The 20,287-nt window shown below is 72.0% G+C and carries 18 protein-coding genes; 3 read left to right on the forward strand and 15 right to left on the reverse strand.

All coding sequences use genetic code 11. The features are described 5' to 3' along the window. Positions 1 to 59 precede the first annotated feature (59 nt). Both ACZ51S_RS14680 and ACZ51S_RS14685 read right to left on the reverse strand, forming a co-directional pair. Positions 60 to 335, reverse strand: a complete 276-nt coding sequence (locus ACZ51S_RS14680) for a hypothetical protein (protein WP_388938730.1) — start codon at positions 333 to 335, stop codon at positions 60 to 62. Between the two features lie 106 nt (positions 336 to 441). Beyond that, on the reverse strand, positions 442 to 1,326 hold the full coding sequence (locus ACZ51S_RS14685; RefSeq protein ID WP_468960917.1) for a DUF4429 domain-containing protein: 885 nt from the start codon (positions 1,324 to 1,326) through the stop codon (positions 442 to 444). Positions 1,327 to 1,389: 63 nt separating this feature from the next. On the opposite strand from ACZ51S_RS14685, the gene ACZ51S_RS14690 reads away from it, so the two are divergent. Beyond that, the gene (locus ACZ51S_RS14690) at positions 1,390 to 2,979 is read left to right on the forward strand and encodes a beta-N-acetylhexosaminidase (RefSeq protein ID WP_468802059.1); all 1,590 of its coding nucleotides are present in this window, start codon (positions 1,390 to 1,392) and stop codon (positions 2,977 to 2,979) included. An 84-nt stretch (positions 2,980 to 3,063) separates the two neighbouring features. Here the strand turns inward: ACZ51S_RS14690 and ACZ51S_RS14695 are convergent, their stop codons facing one another. The 10 genes from ACZ51S_RS14695 to ACZ51S_RS14740 all read right to left on the reverse strand — a co-directional run bounded on the left by ACZ51S_RS14695 (position 3,064) and on the right by ACZ51S_RS14740 (position 16,430). Continuing rightward, positions 3,064 to 4,845, reverse strand: a complete 1,782-nt coding sequence (locus ACZ51S_RS14695) for an IucA/IucC family protein (protein ID WP_468474997.1) — start codon at positions 4,843 to 4,845, stop codon at positions 3,064 to 3,066. Continuing rightward, entirely contained in the window at positions 4,842 to 5,420 is a 579-nt protein-coding gene (locus tag ACZ51S_RS14700; protein ID WP_468474996.1) for a GNAT family N-acetyltransferase, read from the reverse strand. The genes ACZ51S_RS14695 and ACZ51S_RS14700 overlap by 4 nt, the downstream gene beginning before the upstream one ends. Further along, the gene (locus ACZ51S_RS14705) at positions 5,417 to 6,718 is read right to left on the reverse strand and encodes a lysine N(6)-hydroxylase/L-ornithine N(5)-oxygenase family protein (protein ID WP_468802058.1); all 1,302 of its coding nucleotides are present in this window, start codon (positions 6,716 to 6,718) and stop codon (positions 5,417 to 5,419) included. Before ACZ51S_RS14705 ends, ACZ51S_RS14700 begins: the two co-directional genes overlap by 4 nt. Continuing rightward, entirely contained in the window at positions 6,702 to 8,192 is a 1,491-nt protein-coding gene (locus ACZ51S_RS14710) for a pyridoxal phosphate-dependent decarboxylase family protein (RefSeq protein ID WP_468802057.1), read from the reverse strand. Before ACZ51S_RS14710 ends, ACZ51S_RS14705 begins: the two co-directional genes overlap by 17 nt. 156 nt (positions 8,193 to 8,348) lie before the next feature. Next, on the reverse strand, positions 8,349 to 9,257 hold the full coding sequence (locus ACZ51S_RS14715) for a siderophore-interacting protein (protein WP_468802056.1): 909 nt from the start codon (positions 9,255 to 9,257) through the stop codon (positions 8,349 to 8,351). Between the two features lie 203 nt (positions 9,258 to 9,460). Next, a complete protein-coding gene (locus ACZ51S_RS14720) occupies positions 9,461 to 10,507 on the reverse strand; it encodes an ABC transporter substrate-binding protein (protein ID WP_388938744.1) in 1,047 nt (348 codons plus the stop codon). A gap of 152 nt (positions 10,508 to 10,659) precedes the next feature. Beyond that, positions 10,660 to 11,820, reverse strand: coding sequence for an acyl-CoA dehydrogenase family protein (locus ACZ51S_RS14725; protein WP_388938746.1), 1,161 nt, complete (start codon positions 11,818 to 11,820; stop codon positions 10,660 to 10,662). Between the two features lie 7 nt (positions 11,821 to 11,827). Then, a complete protein-coding gene (locus ACZ51S_RS14730) occupies positions 11,828 to 12,748 on the reverse strand; it encodes a hydroxymethylglutaryl-CoA lyase (RefSeq protein ID WP_468802135.1) in 921 nt (306 codons plus the stop codon). Between the two features lie 11 nt (positions 12,749 to 12,759). Continuing rightward, complete coding sequence (locus ACZ51S_RS14735) at positions 12,760 to 14,790, reverse strand: acetyl/propionyl/methylcrotonyl-CoA carboxylase subunit alpha (protein WP_468802055.1); 2,031 nt, start codon at positions 14,788 to 14,790, stop codon at positions 12,760 to 12,762. Positions 14,791 to 14,813: 23 nt separating this feature from the next. Continuing rightward, positions 14,814 to 16,430, reverse strand: a complete 1,617-nt coding sequence (locus ACZ51S_RS14740) for a carboxyl transferase domain-containing protein (protein ID WP_388938750.1) — start codon at positions 16,428 to 16,430, stop codon at positions 14,814 to 14,816. A 100-nt stretch (positions 16,431 to 16,530) separates the two neighbouring features. Here ACZ51S_RS14740 and ACZ51S_RS14745 point away from each other — a divergent pair, with 100 nt between their 5' ends. Next, entirely contained in the window at positions 16,531 to 17,109 is a 579-nt protein-coding gene (locus ACZ51S_RS14745) for an SACE_7040 family transcriptional regulator (protein ID WP_468960922.1), read from the forward strand. 56 nt (positions 17,110 to 17,165) lie between these two features. Continuing rightward, on the forward strand, positions 17,166 to 17,972 hold the full coding sequence (locus tag ACZ51S_RS14750) for a phosphatase (protein WP_468474989.1): 807 nt from the start codon (positions 17,166 to 17,168) through the stop codon (positions 17,970 to 17,972). Between the two features lie 38 nt (positions 17,973 to 18,010). Here the strand turns inward: ACZ51S_RS14750 and ACZ51S_RS14755 are convergent, their stop codons facing one another. Genes ACZ51S_RS14755 through tesB form a run of 3 tightly spaced genes read right to left on the reverse strand, consistent with a single transcriptional unit; the run spans position 18,011 to position 20,286 of the window. After that, positions 18,011 to 18,418, reverse strand: coding sequence for a helix-turn-helix transcriptional regulator (locus tag ACZ51S_RS14755; protein ID WP_468474988.1), 408 nt, complete (start codon positions 18,416 to 18,418; stop codon positions 18,011 to 18,013). Further along, complete coding sequence (locus ACZ51S_RS14760) at positions 18,378 to 19,391, reverse strand: cation diffusion facilitator family transporter (protein ID WP_468474987.1); 1,014 nt, start codon at positions 19,389 to 19,391, stop codon at positions 18,378 to 18,380. The genes ACZ51S_RS14755 and ACZ51S_RS14760 overlap by 41 nt, the downstream gene beginning before the upstream one ends. A gap of 19 nt (positions 19,392 to 19,410) precedes the next feature. After that, positions 19,411 to 20,286, reverse strand: a complete 876-nt coding sequence (gene tesB, locus ACZ51S_RS14765; RefSeq protein WP_468474986.1) for an acyl-CoA thioesterase II — start codon at positions 20,284 to 20,286, stop codon at positions 19,411 to 19,413. Position 20,287 lies beyond the last annotated feature (1 nt).

Below are 20,287 nucleotides of genomic sequence, written 5' to 3' on the forward strand. Positions count from 1 at the left end.
CTCCTGAAGTTCGGTGTCCTGCTCGTCCGCGCGCGGCCGTCCGGGCCGCCCCGGCCCTGTCAGCCGTAGACGATGCGGCGCAGCTGCCGGAGCGAGAGCTCCGGTGGCGCCACGGCGCGGTGCGGCAGCTCGGCCGCGATCCGCTCGAAGATCTCCGCGTTGACCGCCCCGCCCGACTGCAGCTCGCGGTGGCGGCGGCGGACGAACTCCTCGGTCGTCTCGTTGAAGTACGCGAGCACGTCGAGCACCACCCGGGCGGCCTCGCCGCGCCGCAGCGCGGTGCTGCGCACCAGGTGGTCGACGAGGTCGTCATGTGACGGGCGGCGGTCGAGCACCAGTAGATATTGACTGTCCGAGGGGTGAAACGCAAAGATCCTGCCCGACATCGGGCAGGATCTCGCTGGTCTGGACCAGGGAATGGGAGATTCCGGTACGGCGTGGTCAGAAACGACCCAAAATCGCTGCCTTCGCCGCCGAGAACTCATCGGCGGTGAGGACGCCCGACCGGTGCAGCTCGCCCACCTCGCGCAGCCGCCGCAGCAGGGTGTCGTGGTCCGCGGCCTCGCCCGCCAGCGCCGGGGCCGACTCCGCGAGTGGCAGCGGCACGGCCGGCTCGGGCGCGGGAGCCGCCGGATGGGGCATCCGCACCGCCACGGCCGCGGCGACCAGCGCCATCAGCGGGTCCTTCTTGAAGCCGAAGAGCTCCACCGCGCAACGGTCGTACTTGGGCGCGGGGGCCGGAGGGGCGCCGTCCAGGGTGAACCGCAGCCAGCCGTGGTCCAGGCCCTTCGAGGGGTACCAGTCCACCGCCCGCACGTCCGCGACCCGGAACTCGCGCGGACCCCCGGAACGCTTGGCCTCCTCCGCGGTCCAGTTCCACTCCAGGACCACCCGGTCGCCGTCGAAGGAGGCCGTGGCGTCACCCGCGCCGAACGAGACGGGCACCGCCGGCCCCGGCAGCAGGTACGCGTCGCAGGGGCCGGGATCCACCCGGTCCAGCAGCAGGGCGTTGCGCACCTCGTCCACGAAGTACTCCGCCACCCCCGACCGGTCCGACTCCACGGCCAGCCGGTACGGGTCGGAGGCCTCCGGCAGCCGCCCGCCCGTCACCTGCAGCAGCGGGTCCGCCCCGTCGCGCGGCCTGAGCCGCAGCCGGCCCGCCTTGCGCCCCGGCTCGTAGCTGATCCCCGCGATCGCGCGCAGCGGCACGACCACCTCGCCCAAGTGCTGCCGGAGCAGCCCCACCCCCTTGTCGCGGCCCGGCACGATGCGCACCGCGTCCCCGTCGAAGGTCCACGTACCGTCCTTCTGGATGATTTCCGCCATCCGGTGATTCTCCCACCGGTATGTGGGGCCCGAAGGGGGGCCGTCTGGCCTATACCTGGGCACATGAGAGTCCTGCGACGCGCGCTCGGCACCCTCCTCGTCCTCGGCGCCCTCGGCGGCGCCGTCTCCCGCACCGAGGCCCGCGGAGACGAAGCCAGACCCGGCTCCGGGCGTCCCGCCGCCCTCACCCCCTACGAACGGCTCCTGCCGGCGCCGGCCTCCGCCCGGGCCGCGGGCGCCGGGTACGGCTTCGGCGCGGGCACGGTGATCCGTACCGGGCCGGGCTCGCCGCAGGAGGTGCGGCGGGTCGGCGAGCTCCTGGCGGACCAGCTGCGCGGGCCGAGCGGGCTGCCGCTGCCGGTGGTCGACGGGGAGGAGGGGGACGGGATCCGGCTGCGGCTGGACGACCGGGCCCGGGAGCTGGGTGCCGAGGGCTACCGCCTGCGGACCACCCCCTCCGGGATCACCCTGACCGCGCACACCCCGGCGGGCCTCTTCCGTGCCGGGCAGACGCTGCGGCAGCTGCTGCCGGTGCGGGGCACGGGCGAGGTCCCGGGCGGCGAGATCACCGACGTCCCGCGCTTCGCGTACCGGGGGGCGATGGTGGACATCGCCCGCCATTACTTTCCGGTGGAGCAGGTCAAGCGGTACGTCGACCAGCTCGCCCAGTACAAGATCAATACCCTGCACCTGCACCTCAGCGACGACCAGGGCTGGCGGATCGCCATCGACTCCTGGCCGCGCCTGGCCTCGTACGGCGGAGCGAGCGAGGTCGGCGGCGGGCCCGGCGGCCACTGGAGCAAGGCCGAGTACCGCGACCTGGTCGCCTACGCGGCGGAGCGCTACGTCGACGTGGTGCCCGAGATCGACATGCCCGGCCACGTCAACGCCGCCCTGGCCTCCTACGCGGAGCTGAACTGCGACGGCAAGGCTCCCGAGCGCTACACCGGGACCAAGGTCGGCTTCAGCTCGCTGTGCGTGGGCAAGGAGCGCACGTACGAGTTCGTCGACGACGTCCTCGGCGAGCTGGCCGCCCTCACCCCCGGCCGCTACCTCCACATCGGCGGCGACGAGGCCCACTCCACCCCGGCGGCGGACTACGCGGCCTTCATGGACCGCGCCCAGGCGGTGGTGGCGAAGCACGGCAAGACGGTGGTGGCCTGGCACCAGCTCGCGAACGCCCGCCCCGCGCGGGGGGCGGTCCTCCAGTACTGGGGCCACGACCGGACGGCGGCAGCGGAGAAATCCGCGGTCGCGGCGGCGGCCAGGGCGGGCCACCCCCTGATCCTCTCCCCGGCGGACCGCGCCTACCTGGACATGAAGTACGACAAGGCGACGAAGCCGGGCCTGGCCTGGGCCGGCTACGTCCCGGTGCGGCGCTCCTACTCCTGGAACCCGGGCGCCTACCTCCCGGACGTCCCCGAATCCGCCGTCCTGGGCGTGGAGGCCCCCCTCTGGACGGAGACCATCGCGACCCGCGCCGACTGGGAACTGATGGCCTTCCCCCGCCTCCTGGGCCTCGCGGAACTCGGCTGGTCCCCGGCCGCGTCACTCGGCTGGGACGCCTACCGCCCCCGCCTCGCCGCCCAGGCCCCCCGCCTGGACGCCCAGGGCACCGCGTACTACCGGTCACCGGAGGTGCCGTGGGAGTAGCCCGGCGCCATGGGCGCGGGCGGTAGCGGGTGGCGGGCGGGCTTCCGAGGGACCGTGTCGGGAGCCCGCCCGCCACCCGGGCCGTCAGCGCCGGGCGAAGGGCGCGACGGGGTTCTTGAGGGTGCCGATCAGCTGGAGGGCCGCCGACGGGTCCGCGAGGTCGACCATCTGCTTGTTGTCGCGCAGCTGGAGGCGGTTCAGGCAGGACAGCTGGAACTCCGGGGTGAAGAGGTCGTACTGCGCGAAGCGGTCCGCCAGGGCGGGGGCCGAGGCCTGGTAGTCGTGGGCGCAGTCCGCCACCGCCTTCCAGAACACCTCCTCCGTGCAGATGCCCTCCTCGGCCAGGATCGCGTTCAGGAAGCGGAAGAAGCAGTCGAAGACGTCCGTGAAGACCGACAGGAGCTTCATGTCCTCCGGGACGTCGGCCCTGATCCGCTCGACCGCCGGGGGCAGGACCGCGTCCGGGTCCATGACCACGATCTCCTCGGCGATGTCCTTGAAGATCGCCCGCTGCACCACCCCGTCCTTGATCACCAGGATCGTGTTCTCGCCGTGCGGCATGTACGCGAGGTCGTACTGGTAGAAGCAGTGCAGGAGCGGCAGCAGGTACGCGCGGAGGTACGGCTTGAGCCATTCCGCCGGGGTGAGGCCCGATTCGGCGATCAGGGCGCCGACGAAGGACCGGCCCTCCGCGTCGACGTGGAGGAGCGAGGCCATGGTGGCCAGGCGTTCGCCCTCGCGGAGGGAGTTCACCGGGGACTCGCGCCACAGGGCGGCCAGCATCTTGCGGTACGGCGAGTAGCGGTCCGTCGCACGCTCGTACTGGCGGTGGTGGTAGCCGATCGCCGCGCGCTCGCGGATGATCGAGAAGTCGACGGACCGGAGGACCTCGTCCGACTCGATCAGCTGGTGGAGCCAGTCGTTGATGGCCGGGGTGGCCTCCATGTAGGCGGCGGAGAGGCCGCGCATGAAGCCCATGTTGAGGACCGAGATGGCCGTCTTGACGTAGTGCTTGGTGGGGGTGGTGGTGTTGAAGAAGGTGCGGATCGACTGCTGCGGGAGGTAGGCGTCCTCGCCCTCGCCCAGCAGGACCAGGCGGCGGTTGGCGATCTCCGCCGCGAAGGTGACGGTGGTCTTGTTCCACCACTGCCAGGGGTGGACGGGGAGGAAGTGGTAGTCCTCCGGGTCGAGGTCCAGGGCGGTGAGCTTGGCCCTGAAGCCGGCTATCGCGGCTTCGCCCAGTTCCTCGCGCATGAACGCGTCGTGGTCCAGGCCCGTGCCCGCCGTGAAGGTGGAGACGTCCTTGTGGGCCGCCGCCCACACCAGGTGGACCGGGCTCGCCGTCTCCGGTGCGTACGAGAGGTACTCGTGCACGCCGAAGCCCAGGCGGCCGTTGTTGGCGACGAAGCAGGGGTGGCCCTCGGTCATGCCCGTCTCGATCTCCTGGAAGCCGGACTTGGCGAGGGTGGCGGAGGACGGCTGCGGCTTCGTGTACTTGAAGCCCGTGCCCGCCAGGGTGGAGGAGATCTCCTCCAGGTAGACGGGGAGGACCTCCGCGCTCAGGCCCAGGGTCCGCCGGAACTCGATGTGGAAGTCCAGGGCGTCCAGTTCCAGGGTCCCGCCGTCGTGGTGGCGGGTGATGGACCGCTCGTCCACCGACCAGTGGTCCAGGGCGAGCCGGGCCGAGCGGAAGCGGTACTCGACGGCTCCGTCGTCGCTGCGGACCGAGTAGAGGTCATCGCCCAGCGGCTCCGGGGTCAGCAGGCGTTCGTGGGAGAACTCCGCGAGGGCCTTGCGGACCAGGGCGCGGTTGGCGCGGGCCCACAGCTCGGGGGAGAGGTGGGAGACGGCGTCGGCGAGGCTCACATCGACTCCCGCTGGGTGGCCTCGAACTGCTCGCGGGTGCAGAAGCTGAGCAGGGCGACCTTCTCGGGCTTGCGGACCTCGCGCTCGGGGACGAAGCCGACGGCCTCGTTCAGGGCGTGGACCGCCTCGTTGCGGACGTCCGGCTCGACGACGACGCGCCGGGTGGAGGGGTCCGCGAACAGGGCGGCCATCACCGTCGTGATCACCGCGCGGGTGAAGCCGCTGACAGGGGTCTCGGTGGGAGCGACGAGGAAGTGCATGCCGACGTCGCCGGGCTGGGCCTCGTACAGGCCGACGAGCTCCAGGCGCGAAGGGTCGTAGCTCTCCATCAGGAAGGCCGGGCGGCCCTCGTGGAGGCCGATGAAGGCGTGGTGGTGCTCGTGCGCGGTGATGCGGACGTACTCGCGCTCGACGTCGGTGAGGGTGGCGTCCTGCATCATCCAGAAGGCGGCCTTCGGGTGCGTGACCCAGCCGTGCAGGAGTTCCGCGTCCGAGAAGGGGTCCAGGGGGCGCAGGGAGAAGGTCCCGAGGGCCGTGTCGGTGCGGGCGAAGAGGAGCTCTGGGGTGGTGCTCATGCGTGGATGCCTTCCGGGGCCGCGAACTGCTGGAACGCGATGGACTTCTCGACCTTGTAGTACTCACGGCCGAGCAGCTCACTGACGATGTACGCGTTGCGGTACGCGGCCATGCCCAGGTCGGGCGAGGTGAGGGAGTGGTTGTGGGTCGTGCCGTTCTGCAGGTACACCCCGCGCCCGGTCACGTCGACGCTGTAGTTGCGGGCGGCGTCGAGGCGGCCGTGGCCGTCGAAGTTCAGCCGGTCGCGGACGGGGGCCAGGAAGTCCGGGATCCGGTACTTGTAGCCCGTGGCGAGGACCAGGCCCTCCGTGGTGAGGGAGAAGTCCCGTTCCTGCTCCTCCTGGCGCAGGCCCAGGGTGTACGTGCCGGTGGTGGTGTCGTACGCCGTGCTGTTCAGGGAGGTGTTGGTGAGCAGCGTCGTGGGGACCGCGCCCGGCATGGTGATCTTCTTCTGGTAGAGCAGGTCGAAGATGGCGTTGACGAGGTCGCCGTCGATGCCCTTGAAGAGGTTCTTCTGCTGGCTCTCCAGCCGGTAGCGGGTGTCCTCGGGGAGGGCGTGGAAGTAGTCCACGTACTCCGGCGAGGTCATCTCCAGCGTGAGCTTGGTGTACTCCAGGGGGAAGAAGCGCGGCGAACGGGTGATCCAGTCGAGCCGGTAGCCGTGGACGTCGATCTCGGCGAGCAGGTCGTAGTAGATCTCGGCCGCGCTCTGGCCCGAGCCGATCAGGGTGATCGACTTCTTCCGCTGGAGCTGCTCCTTGTGCTGCATGTACGTGGAGTTGTGCAGGAAGTCCCCGCCGAGGCCCTCGCAGGCCGCCGGGACGTGCGGCGGGGTGCCGGTGCCGAGGACGAGACGGCGGGCGCGGTGGGTCTCGCCGCGGTCGGTGTGGACCTCGTACAGGCCGGCGGTCCCGTCGTAGGTGACCTCGGTGACGGAGGTGGAGTACAGGACGTTGTCGAGCCGGTCGGCGGCCCAGCGGCAGTAGTCGTTGTACTCGGCGCGCAGCGGGTAGAAGTTCTCCCGGATGTAGAAGGAGTACAGCCGGTCCTTGTCCTTCAGGTAGTTCAGGAAGGAGAAGGGCGATGTCGGGTCGGCGAGGGTGACCAGGTCCGACATGAACGGGGTCTGCAGGTGGGCGCCGTCCAGGAACATTCCGGCGTGCCACTCGAAGTGCGGCTTCGACTCGATGAACAGGCCGTCGAGCTCGTCGACGGGCGCGGTCAGGCAGGCGAGTCCCAGGTTGAAGGGACCCAGGCCGATGCCGATGAAGTCGTGGGGCTCAGTGGTGGACGGCAAGGGATTCTCCCAGGAACTGCTCGGCGTGTGCGGCGAGGAGGTCGAGGACGGCCGCGATGTCGGCCGTCGTGGTCTGCGGGTTGAGGAGGGTGAACTTCAGGTACTGCTTCCCGTCCACCTTCGTGCCGGCGACGACGGCCTCGCCGGAGGCGAACAGGGCTTTGCGGGCGTGCAGCTGTGCCTCGTCGACGAGGTCGGGGCGCAGCTCGCCCGCGGGGAGGTAGCGGAAGACCAGGGTGGAGATCTGCGGTTCGACGACGACCTCGAAGCGCGGGTCGGCGGCGATGACCTCGTAGCCGGCGGCGGCCAGGTCGATGACCTGGTCGAAGAGGGAGCCGATGCCGTCGGCGCCCATGACGCGCAGGGTCATCCAGAGCTTGAGGGCGTCGAAGCGGCGCGTGGTCTGGATGGACTTGTCGACCTGGTTGGGGATCCGCTCCTCGGCCATCCGGCGCGGGTTGAGGTAGTCCGCGTGGTACGTGGCGTGCCGCAGGGTGTGGCGGTCGCGGACCAGCATCGCGCTGGAACTCACGGGCTGGAAGAACGACTTGTGGTAGTCGACGGTGACCGAGTCGGCCTTCTCGATGCCGTCGAGGAGGTGCCGGCGGGTCGGGGAGACCAGCAGTCCGCATCCGTAGGCGGCGTCCACGTGCATCCACGCGGAGTGCTCCTCGGCCAGGCGGGCGATCTCGGGGAGCGGGTCGATGGACCCGAAGTCGGTGGTGCCGGCGGTGGCGACGACGGCCATGGGGAAGAGGCCTTCGCCGGCGCAGCTCTCCAGCTCCAGGGCCAGTACGGCGGTGTCCATGCGGCGGTTGCGGTCGACGGGCACGCAGATGACGGCCTCGTACCCCAGGCCCAGCATGGCGGCGGACTTCTGGACGCTGAAGTGGCTGGCCTCGGAGGTGAAGATGCGCAGCTTCGGCAGCACCTCGGCCTTGGTGATCTCGGTCCCCGCCTCGTGGGCGCGCTGCATGACGGTCCGGCAGGCCTCGTCACGGGCGAGGAGCAGGGCGTGGAAGTTCGACTGGCTGCCGCCGGAGGTGAAGACGCCGTCCGCGCCCTCGCCGAGCCCGATGCGCCGGGCGGTCCAGTCGATCAGGCGGCGCTCGATCAGCGTGCCTCCGATGGACTGGTCCCAGGTGTCGAGGGAGGAGTTGACGGCCGACAGGACCGCTTCGCCGACCACCGCGGGGATGACCACGGGGCAGTTGAGGTGGCCCAGGTAGCGCGGGTGGTGGAAGTAGACGGCGTCGCGGAGGTAGACGTCCTCCAGCTCGGCGAGGGCGGCGGCGGTGTCGGCCAGTGGCGCGTCGAGGTCGATCCCGTTGATGACCGGAGCGAGTTCGTCGACGGATACGCCGGTGTGGGGCCGCCGGGTGGTGGAGAGCCTGGCCGCGACGCGGTCGACGCCCTCGGTGACGGATCGCCGGTAGAGGTCCGCGGTCGTCTCGTTCAGCAGATGCGTGCGCATCAACTTTTCCTCCGGGCATGGGGAAGCGGGGGGCGGGGGAGGGGTGGGGTGCGTGAGTTAGGTTAGCCTAACCTAAGTTGTAGTACAAATGGAGGAGGGCCCCGGCTTCCGCCGGGGCCCTCCTCCATCAAATTCCCTGCTCCGCGCAGGAGTCGGCTACAGCTCGGACGCCGGGTCCTCGCTCGGGGCCCGGCCCGCGTACGCCTCGGCGAGCAGCTGTTCCTCGCTCGCCCCGAGCCTCCAGTACCCGGTGAAACGCACCGCGCGCCGGTCGACGGAACGTTCCCCCACCAGGTGGCGGCGTACGGCGCGCACCGTGCCCGCCTCGCCCGCGAGCCAGGCGTACGGGGCCTCGGCGGCGGGCGGTTCCGCCGCCCGGACCGCGTCCACCACGCGGGCCGTCCGCTCGGGGCCGGACGCGCCCTTCTCGCGCACGATCCAGGTGATGTCCGCGTCGGCGAGGGTGTGCGGGGCGAGCCGGTCGTCCGGGTGCGGGACCTCGAACCAGGCCTTGACCCTGGTCCCGGCGGGGAGCCGGTCCAGGATGGCGCAGGCGGCGGGCAGGGCGGTCTCGTCGGCGTACATCAGGTACGCGTCCGTGGCCGCCGGGGGCTGGAAGCGGACGGACTTGTTCTGCGCGACCGCCGGCCCGATCGCCATGATCCGGCGGCCGGAGACGGCCCTGCCCGCCCAGCGGGAAGCCGGGGAGGTGTCCCCGTGGAGGACGAAGTCGATGTCGACCTCCGTCGCGCCGTCGTCCGTACGCCGCTGCTCGCGCACCGTGTACGAGCGCATCACCGGGCGTTCCGCGTCCGGCATCCCGCGCCAGGCCCCGAACCAGGTGTCCTCGTCGGTGGAGGGCAGCTCGGTGTGCTCCGCGTGCGGGGGCGGCAGGAAGAGCGAGAGGCTCTGGTCGTAGCCGCCGGATCTGAAGTCCGCCAGGGACTCCCCGCCGAAGGTCACGCGCAGGAACGAGTGGCCGAGGCGGCGCGTGCGCAGCACCTCCATCGTGAAGAAGCGGAAGTGCGCCGCGGCCTGTCCGGCCTCGGATGCGGTGGCGGTCATGCGCGAGTCCCCCCTGGGATTCGAAGGTGGCGCCGGCGGCGGGTGTGGTGCCGGGCGGTCGGTGCCGGGTGGTCAGTGCCGGACGCCGGGCCCCCGGCGGTGGCCGGGAGCCCGGCGTCAGGACCGGCGGAAGGGGTGCGGGGCCCCGGGCCGTGTCGTCGAAGCAGGGCCGATCGGGGCTTCGACGACACGGCCCAGGAGGATCAGGAGACCTTCTTGGCGTTCTGGATGGCCTTGGCGAGGTCCTCGAGGATCTGCGCGCACTTCTCGTACGAGTAGATCGGCTCGGTCACGCGCGGGGCGATCTGGCCGGCCTTGACGGCGGGCATCTCGTTCCAGGTCGGCTTGGCCTTCAGGGCCTCGGCCTGGAGGGCCTGGGTGCGGTTGTCGAGCAGGACGAGGTCGGCCTTGTACTTGCCGGCGTTCTCCCAGCTGAGGCTCTCGTAGAAGCCCTGCGGGTCCAGCTTGTCCTGCTCGGGGGCGACGAACTCGACGCCCAGGGACTCGAAGTACTTGAGGTCGGCCGAGGTCTTCGGCGTGGAGACGTAGAAGAGCTGGTCGGCGGCGGAGCCGACGAGCACCTTGATGCCCGGGTTGGCCTTGACGGCCTCGCGGACCTTGGCCGAGGCGGCGTCGAAGCGGGCCTTGGCGTCGGCGGCCTTCTTGGAGTTCAGGTCGGCGCCGAGGGACTTGGCGAGCTCCGCCGTGCGCTCCAGGGCCTTGTCCATCGTGGCCTTGTCGCCCACGCCGATCGCGGCGGCCGGGGCCAGCTTCAGGATCTTGTCCTTGGAGGCCTCGGGGACGTACCAGTACGAGCCGTCCCAGGTGTTGGTGGCGAGCAGCTCGGGCTTCAGGGAGGCGTACTTCTCGACGTTGAACTCGTCGTAGACGTTTCCGAGGATCTCGACCTTGGAGATGTCCATCGAGCCGGCCATCGGGTCGGGCTTGCCGTCCGCGAGCTTGGTCGGGCCGAAGACGCCCTTGACCTGCACGCCGTAGTCGTACAGCGCGGCGGCGGTGCCGGTGTAGGCCACGATGTTCTTCGGCGTGGACTTCGCGGTGGCGTCCTTGCCCAGGTCGTCCTTGAAGGTCCAGGGGCCCGAGGCGGCGGCCGTGCCGCCCTTGCCGCCGTCAGCGTCCTTCGCCTTGTCGCTGCCACCGCACGCGGTGAGCGCGGCGACGAGTCCGAGGGCGCCGCCGGCCGCGATGAGGCCGCGGCGGGAGAGGAACGTGGGGCTGGGCTTGGGCATGGCGAAGTCCGCTTTCGTACGTGCAGGGGGCGGCCGGGGAACCCGAGGCCGTTCGGAGGGAAGGTTAGCCTAACCTTGGCTGAAAACGGTAAGGGGACCCTAATTTTTTTTAGGGTCCCCTCGTCCTTCCCCGCACGCCGCGGGGTCACCGGTCAGCCGGCGAAGCCCAGCTCACGGGCGATCAGCATGCGCTGGACCTCGCTCGTGCCCTCGCCGATCTCCAGGATCTTGGAGTCCCGCCACATACGGGCCACCGGGTACTCGTTCATGAAGCCGTAGCCGCCGTGGATCTGCGTGGCGTCCCGGGCGTTGTCGACGGCGACCGTCGAGGAGTACAGCTTCGCGATCGCCGCCTCCTTCTTGAACGGCTCGCCGCGGACCAGCCGGGAGGCCGCGTCGCGCCAGCCGATGCGGGCCATGTGGGCGCGCGTCTCCATGTCGGCCAGCTTGAACTGGATGGCCTGGTTGTCGCCGATCGCCCGGCCGAAGGCCTGCCGCTCCTTGGCGTACTTCACCGACTCGTCCACACAGCCCTGCGCCAGACCCGTGGCCAGGGCCGCGATGGCGATCCGGCCCTCGTCGAGGATCCGCAGGAACTGGGCGTAGCCGCGGCCCTCCTGGCCCACCAGGTTGGCGAGCGGCACCCGTACGCCGTCGAAGGACAGCTCACGGGTGTCGGAGGAGTTCCAGCCGACCTTGGAGTAGGGCGCGGCCACCGTGAAGCCCGGGGTGCCGGACGGGACGATGATCGAGGAGATCTCCGGGCGGCCGTCCTCCTTGCGGCCGGTGACGGCGGTGACCGTGACCAGACCGGTGATGTCCGTACCGGAGTTGGTGATGAAGCACTTCGAGCCGTTGATCACCCACTCGTCGCCGTCGCGCACGGCGGTGGTGCGGGTACCGCCCGCGTCACTGCCCGCGCCGGGCTCGGTCAGGCCGAAGGCGCCGAGCACCTCGCCCGAGCACAGCTTCGGCAGCCACTGCCGCTTCTGCTCCTCCGAGCCGAACAGGTACAGGGGCATGGCGCCCAGGGAGACGCCCGCCTCCAGGGTGATCGCGACCGAGGAGTCGACGCGGGCCAGCTCCTCCAGGGCGATGCCGAGGGCGAGGTAGTCGCCGCCCATGCCGCCGTACTCCTCCGGGAAGGGCAGGCCGAACAGGCCCATGCGGCCCATCTCGCGGACGATCTCGTACGGGAACTCGTGGCGCTCGTACAGGTCGCCGATCTTCGGCGCGACCACGTCGTGCGCGAACGCCTCGACGGTGCGGCGGAGTTCCTCGTGCTCGGGGGTGAGCCGGTGGTCGAGGGACATGGTGTGACTACTCCTTGTGGGAGAGGGCGCGGACGGTACGGGAGGGGCTGGGGCGGCCCAGCCGTTCGGCCATCCACACGCTCGTGGCGGTGAGGGCGGCCAGATCGACCCCGGTCTCGATGCCGAGGCCGTCGAGCATCCACACCAGGTCCTCGGTGGCGAGGTTGCCGGTGGCGCTCTTCGCGTACGGGCATCCGCCGAGGCCGCCGGCGGAGGAGTCGACCGTGGTCACGCCGTGCTGGAGCGCGGCGAGGGTGTTGGAGAGGGCCTGGCCGTAGGTGTCGTGGAAGTGCACGCCGATCCGGTCGGTCCCCACGCCCCTCTCGTTCAGGGCGGAGAGCAGGACCTGGACGTGGCCGGGCGTGGCGACGCCGATGGTGTCACCCAGGCTCAGCTCGTCACAGCCGAGGTCGAGCAGGGCCCTGGCGACGGAGACCACCTGGCCGACCGGGACCGGCCCCTCCCAGGGATCCCCGAAGCACATCGAGAGGTACCCGCGCACGTGCGCCCCGTCCGCCTTGGCGCGGGCCACCACGGGCTCGAACATGGCGAGGGACTCGGCGACGGTGCGGTTCAGGTTGCGGGCGGCGAAGGTCTCGGTGGCCGAGCCGAACACCGCGATACGGGTCGCCCCGAGGGCGAGCGCCCGGTCCAGGCCCCTTTCGTTGGGGACCAGGACCGGGAGGTGCGCCCCGACGTCCGAGAGCAGGGGGAAGAGCTGCTCGGCGTCCGCCAGCTGGGGGACCCACTTGGGGTGGACGAAGCTGGTGGCCTCGATGGTGGTGAGGCCGGCCGCGGCGAGCCGGTGGATGAACTCGGCCTTCACGTCCGTGGGAACGGCCGACTTCTCGTTCTGCAGCCCGTCGCGCGCGCCCACCTCGTGGATGCGTACGCGCGGCGGGAGCCCGGCGGGGGCCGGGAAGGTCATGGGCAGCCCGTTCACGCGGCCTCCTCCTCCGCGTCGGGGGTCACCACGGCCAGGACCTGGTCCATGGCCACCGTGGTGCCCGGGGTGACGTCGAGCTCGGTGACGGTGCCGGCGTGCGGGGCGGAGATGACGTGCTCCATCTTCATCGCCTCGACCACCAGCAGGCTCTGACCGGCCGCCACCCGGTCCCCGACGGCCACCTTGACGACGGTGACGGTGCCGGGCATCGGGGCGGCGAGGGTGTCGGCCCCGGCCCTTCCGCCGCCGCCGAGGGAAGCGGCCACCGGGTCGTGGTGCTGGAGGTGCCAGCTGTCACCGTCGCGGCCGAGCCAGATCCCCTCCGGGGAAGCGGCGACGCTGAAGCGGTGGGTGACGCCGTCCAGTTCCACGGTGACGGTAGCGGGAGTGCGGTCGACGACGCGGCCGCGGACCGGCGCGCCGGGGTCCTGCCCGGCCGCCGATTCGCCCGCGCCGACGAGCAGTTCGGTGCCGGAGTCCGACCGGCGGGTGCGGATCTCCACCGGGTCCTGGCCCGGGAGGCGGAAGTGGTGCACCGTCCACGCGGGAGTGCCGCCCAGGCGCCAGCCGTCGGCGGCGCCGAACGGGTCCACCCAGCCGCCCGCCTCCGCCGCGGCGGGCCGCGCCAGCAGCGCCGCCGCCGCGTACACCTCGGCCGGGACGCCCTCCGGCAGGAGGGACGGCAGGTCCCGCTCGACCAGGCCGGTGTCCAGGTCGCCCGAGACCACGTCCGGGTGCGCGAGCAGCCGCCGCAGGAAGCCCGCGTTGGTCTGGACGCCCAGGATCACCGTGTCGGACAGGGCCCCGCGCAGCACCCGCAGGGCACTGGCGCGGTCCGGCCCGTACGCGATGACCTTGGACAACATCGGGTCGTACGTGGAACCGACGGGGACGCCCGCCGTCAGACCGGAGTCGGTGCGCACCGCCCCGCCGTCCGGCTCCGACAGCGCCAGCACCGTGCCGCCGGACGGCAGGAACCCGCGCGCCGGGTCCTCCGCGCAGACGCGGGCCTCGATCGCGTGCCCGGTCAGCCGGACGTCGTCCTGCCCGAACCCGAGGGGGGAGCCGGCCGCGACGCGCAGCTGCTGCTCCACCAGGTCCAGGCCGGTGACCAGCTCGGTGACCGGGTGTTCCACCTGGAGGCGGGTGTTCATCTCCATGAAGTAGTAGGAGGACGGGTCCCCGCCCGGGACGATGAACTCCACCGTGCCGGCGCCGACGTACCCGCAGGAGCGCGCCGCCTCCACGGCCGCCGCGCCCATCGCCGCGCGGGTCTTCTCGTCCAGCAGGACCGAGGGGGCCTCCTCGATGACCTTCTGGTGGCGCCGCTGGAGGGAGCACTCGCGCTCGCCCAGGTGCACCACGTTCCCGTGGGCGTCCGCCAGTACCTGGATCTCGATGTGCCGGGGCCGGTCGACCCACCGCTCCACGAGCAGGGTGTCGTCGCCGAAGGAGGACTTCGCCTCGCGGCGGGCCGCCGCGATCTCCTCGGCCAGCACCGCCTCGTCCCGCACCAGGCGCATGCCCTTGCCGCCGCCGCCCGCCGAGGGCTTCAGCAGCACCGGCATGCCGATCTCGGACGCGGCCGCGACCAGTTCGGCGTCGGTCAGACCGCTGCCGGAGGAGCCCGGGACCACCGGGACGCCGGCCGCCCGGACCGTCTCCTTGGCCGTGATCTTGTCGCCCATCAGGGAGATGGCGGAGGCGGGCGGCCCGATGAAGGCCAGGCCGGCGTCCGCGCAGGCCCGTGCGAAGGCCGCGTTCTCCGCGAGGAAGCCGTAGCCCGGGTGGACGGCCTCGGCGCCCGTGCGCTTCGCGGCGTCCAGGAGCCGCTCCACCGACAGGTAGCTCTCGGAGGCGGCCGCCGGACCGATCCGGACGGCGGTGTCGGCCTCCCGTACGTGCCGCGCGTCGGCGTCCGCGTCGCTGAAGACGGCCACGGAGCGGATACCGAGCTCCCGCAGGGTGCGGATGACCCGGACCGCGATCTCGCCGCGGTTGGCGACCAGAACAGTGCTGAACATCAGTGAGGTCCTCACGTCACACGTCACATACGGAAGATGCCGAAGCCGGAGTCGCCCAGGGGGGCGTTCGCGCACGCGGTCAGGGCCAGTCCCAGCACCTGCCGGGTCTCCATCGGGTCGATGACCCCGTCGTCCCACAGCCGCGCGGTGGCGTAGTAGGCGTTGCCCTGCTCCTCGTACTGCGCGCGGACCGGGGCCTTGAAGGCCTCCTCGTCCTCGGCGGGCCACTCCTGGCCCGCGCCCTCGATCTGGTCCCGCTTGACGGTCGCCAGCACCGAGGCGGCCTGCTCGCCGCCCATCACCGAGATCTTGGCGTTGGGCCACATCCACAGGAAGCGCGGCGAGTAGGCCCGCCCGCACATCGAGTAGTTGCCCGCGCCGTACGAACCGCCGACGACCACGGTCAGCTTCGGGACCCGGGTGCAGGCCACCGCCGTGACCATCTTCGCGCCGTGCTTGGCGATGCCGCCGGCCTCGTAGTCGCGGCCGACCATGAAGCCGGAGATGTTCTGGAGGAAGAGGAGCGGGATGCCGCGCTGGTCGCACAGCTCGATGAAGTGGGCGCCCTTCTGCGCGGACTCGGAGAAGAGGATGCCGTTGTTGGCGACGATGCCGACCGGGTGGCCGTGGATCCGGGCGAAGCCGGTGACCAGGGTCTGCCCGAACTCCGCCTTGAACTCCTGGAACCGGGACCCGTCCACGATCCGGGCGATGATCTCGCGGGCGTCGTAGGGCGTGCGGGAGTCGACGGGGACCGCGCCGTACAGGCCGTACGGGTCCACCTTGGGCTCCTCGGGAGCCTCGACCGACCAGGGCAGCGCCCCGCGCTCGGGCAGCGTCGCCACGATGTTCCGTACGATCCGCAGCGCGTGCGCGTCGTCCTCCGCGAGGTGGTCGGTGACCCCGGAGGTGCGGGAGTGCACCTCGCCGCCGCCCAGCTCCTCGGCCGTGACCACCTCGCCGGTCGCGGCCTTCACCAGCGGCGGGCCGCCGAGGAAGATCGTGCCCTGGCCGCGCACGATGACGGCCTCGTCGCTCATCGCCGGTACGTACGCCCCGCCCGCGGTGCAGGAGCCGAGGACGGCGGCGATCTGCGGGATCCCGGCCCCCGACATGCGGGCCTGGTTGTAGAAGATCCGGCCGAAGTGCTCCCGGTCGGGGAAGACCTCGTCCTGCATGGGGAGGAAGGCGCCGCCGGAGTCCACCAGGTAGAGGCAGGGGAGACGGTTCTCCAGGGCCACTTCCTGGGCCCGCAGGTGCTTCTTGACGGTCATCGGGTAGTACGTGCCGCCCTTGACGGTGGCGTCGTTGGCGACGATCACGCACTCGCGCCCGCTGACCCGGCCGATGCCCGCGATGACCCCGGCGGCGGGGGCGGCGCCCCCGTACATCCCCTCGGCGGCCAGCGGGGCCAGCTCCAGGAAGGGCGAACCGGGGTCGAGGAGGGTGTCCACCCGGTCGCGGGGGAGCAGCTTCCCGCGCGCGGTGTGGCGGGCCCGGGCCTTCTCGCCGCCGCCGAGACGGGCCGCGTCGAGCCGGGCGCGCAGGCCCTCGGCGAGTTCGCGGTGGGCGGCCTCATTGGTCCGCCAGGCCTCGGACGCCGGGTCCGCGGCGCTCGTCAGCACTGGTGCCTGCTGCATCGGTCGAGCTCCCTTGCTCGTGCACGCTTTGTTAATGACCGTTAACGCGTTCGGGTCTCAGGTTAACGAGCGCTAACCGCCCTGTCTAGAATGGATTTCCATGAGCACCAGAGCGGCCACCCCGACCCGTCGCGAGCAGATCCTCAGTGAGGCCGCTCGTCTCTTCGCGGAGCGCGGCTTCCACGGCGTCGGCGTGGACGAGATAGGGGCGGCGGTCGGCATCAGCGGCCCCGGTCTGTACCGGCACTTCGCCGGCAAGGACGCCATGCTCGCCGAGCTGCTCGTCGGGATCAGTGAGCGGCTGCTGACGGGCGGCCGGCGCCGGGCCGAGGAGGCGGCCGGGGACCCGGAGGCGCTCCTGGCCTCCCTCGTCGAGGGCCACATCGACTTCGCCCTCGACGACCGCGCCCTGATCATCCTGCACGACCGCGAACTGGACCGGCTGCGCGAGGCCGACCGCAAGCTCGTGCGCCAGCTCCAGCGCCAGTACGTGGAGCTGTGGGTGGAGGTCGTACGGGAACTGCACCCCCAGGTGGGGGAGGCGGAGGTACGGGTGGCCGTGCACGCCGTCTTCGGGCTGCTGAACTCCACCCCGCACCTGGCCGCGCCCGGCCGGGAGGCGACCGAGTCGCTGCTGCGCAGGCTGGCGAACGGGGCCTTCGGGGCGTTGTCGGGGTGAGGCGCGGCTCGAGCGGCGCTTGGTGGAACGGACGGCTCCGGGCGGGCGGCGGCAGAATGGGCCGCATGCCGAAGCCGATAGAGACGCCCGTACCCAGCCGCGCCGAACTCGTCGACCACCTGGTCCGTACGCGCATCGCGGGCCAGGTGGCCACTCCGCGGGAGAACAACCTCTCCCACTACCGCAAACTCGCCAATGGCGACCGGCACTACTGGCTCGGCCTGGAACTGGGCGACCGCTGGGCCGACGAGCAGGACGTACTGGCCGTGATGGCCGAGCGCGTGGGCGTCATCGACGACCCGGCCCACCGGGCCGGACAGGACACCATCGACCCGGAACTGACCGTCGCGGGCCTGGACCGGATGGCGGCCCGGCTGCACAAGGCCGCCCTGGACCGGCAGAGCGTGCTGCTGGCCACCGGCCACCCGGGCGGCCTGCTCGACGTCCACCGCGCCACGGCCGACGCGCTGCGCGCCGCGGGCTGCGAGATCGTCCGCATCCCGGCCGGCCTGATCGCCGACGAGGGCTCGGTGTGGCAGTTCGCCGACGTGGCCGTGCTGGAGCGGGGCGCGACCCTGTGGCACACCCACTCCCCGGCCCCGATGGCCGCGATCCTGGACGGTCTCGCGGCGGAGGGCCGCCCGCAGCCGGACCTGGTCGTCGCCGACCACGGCTGGGCGGGCTGCGCGGCGCAGCGCGGGCTCGACGCGGTGGGGTACGCGGACTGCAACGACCCGGCGCTGTTCGTCGGCGAGGCGGAGGGCACCCTCCAGGTGGCGGTCCCGCTGGACGACCACGTCCGCGACCCGCGCTTCTACGACCCGATGGTGGCGTACCTGCTCTCGGCGGCGGGCCTGCTGTAGACCCGGCCGCGCGGTGGGCGCGGACCGGGCGGGTACCGCTACGGGGTCCGGGGGCCGTTCCTGACCGGCCGGGTGTGGATCTTCGCCACGCAGGCCGGCAGGGCCGCGTCCTCCTCGTGGCCGCGGGCCCGGTACGCGCTCGGGGTCTCGCCCACCAGCTCCGTGAACCGGGAGCTGAACGACCCCAGCGAGGTGCAGCCCACCGCGAAGCAGACCTCCGTCACCGACTGGTCGCCCCGCCGCAGCAGCGCCTTGGCCCGCTCGATCCGGCGCGTCATCAGGTAGCCGTACGGGGTCTCCCCGTAGGCGGCGCGGAAGCTGCGCGAGAAGTGGCCCGCCGACATCAGGGCGGTCCGCGCCAGCGCGGCGACGTCCAGCGGCTCCGCGTAGTCGCGGTCCATCAGGTCACGGGCCCGGCGCAGCCGGGCGAGGTCCTCCAGGTTCACCCCTCCAGCCTCGCACGGCCCCCGGCGGTACCGCAGGTTCCGTCGGGGAGGGGGTCGGGTCCAGGTACACCCGGCGGATCGCCGGCCACCGCTCCCGCAGCTGGTCCTCGGCGTCCTCGCAGGCCGCCTCCACCTGCCGGGCCGAGGCCAGGTCGTGGAAGTCCACCTTCGCCGCGATCAGCACCTCGTCCGGCCCCTGCACCAGGGTGGTCAGCTCCAGCACCCCCTCGATGTGCGGGACCGACAGCAGCTCCTCGCGGACCTCCGCCCGCATCGGGGCGGGCAGCGGCCGCCCGATCAGGTACTGGGCGTTGGAGCGCCCCAGCTCCCACGCCACCGCCACCAGCAGCAGCCCGATCAGCAGCGAGGCCACCCCGTCGTAGACCCCCGAGCCCGTCAGCTGGGCCCCCAGCAGTCCGCCCGCGGCCAGCGCGAGGCCGATCAGCGCGGCGGCGTTCTCCAGCAGGACCGCCTTCACCGCCGTGTCCGGGGTGTGCTTCACGTACAGCCCCAGCGGCGCCCGCATCCGGGCCGCCTCCCCCGTCACCTGCCGCCAGGCCACCAGCAGCGAGTACCCCTCCAGGACGAAGGCGACCGCGAGGACGGCGTACGGGAGGGCCGGGTCACCGGGCTCCTCCCCGTGGACCAGCGTGTGGATCCCGTCGTAGACGGCGAAGACCGCGCCGCCCGCGAAGGTGGCGATCGAGGCGAGCAGCGCCCAGACGTACCGCTCGGGCCCGTACCCCAGCGGGTGCGCCTCGTCGGCGGGGCGGGCGCTGCGCTTCAGGGACGTCAGCAGCAGTACCTCGGTGACCGTGTCGGCCACCGAGTGAGCGGCCTCGGACAGCATGGCGCTGGACCCGCCGACGATCCCGGCGACGGCCTTCGCCGCGGCGAGGGCCAGGTTGGTGACCACGGCGACGACCACCGTGGCGACGCTCTCGGATTCCGCCCCTTCGGCTGCGACCGGCATGGGGTGACGGTATGTCCGGTCAGCCGCGCGGGACGCGTACGACACCCTCCTGGATGACGGTGACCGCCAGGCGGCCGTCCCGGGTCCAGATGCGGGCCTGGCCCAGGCCCCGGCCGGCGGACGCCGAGGGGGACTCCTGGTCGTACAGCAGCCACTCGTCGGCACGGAAGGGCCGGTGGAACCACATGGCGTGGTCCAGCGAGGCGCCGACCACGTCGCCGACCGCCCAGCCGCCCCGGCCGTGCGCGAGCAGCACCGAGTCCAGCAGGGTCATGTCGGAGACGTACGTGGCCAGGCAGATGTGCAGCAGCGGGTCGTCCGCGAGCTTGCCCTGGGTGCGGAACCAGACCTGGGAGCGCGGCTCCCTCGGTTCGCCGACGGAGCCCCACGGCGGGGTGGTCGCGTACCGCAGGTCCACGGCCCCGCGGGACTCCAGCAGCCGCTCGACGGTGCCCGCGTCACGGAAGGTCCCGCGGTACGCGGGCAGCGCCTCGGCGGCCGTCGGCAGGGTCTCGGGGTCGGGCGCGGCCGGCATCGGGGCCTGGTGCTCCATCCCCTCCTCGTACGTCTGGAAGGACGCGGAGAGGTGGAAGATCGGCTGCCCGTGCTGGACGGCGACCACGCGCCGGGTGGTGAAGGAGCGTCCGTCGCGGATCCGGTCCACGGAGTACACGATCGGCGCGCCGGAGTCGCCGGTGCGCAGGAAGTACGAGTGCAGCGAGTGCGGCAGACGGTCGGCGGGCACCGTGCGGCCGGCCGCGACCAGGGCCTGGGCCGCGACCTGGCCGCCGAACACGCGCGGCACCAGGGAGGTGCGGCTCGTGCCCCGGAAGATGTCCTCCTCGATCTGCTCCAGGTCGAGCAGATCGAGGAGGTCCGCCAGTGCGTCGTTCAAG

It is taken from the genome of Streptomyces sp. NPDC034043, from assembly GCF_055575675.1.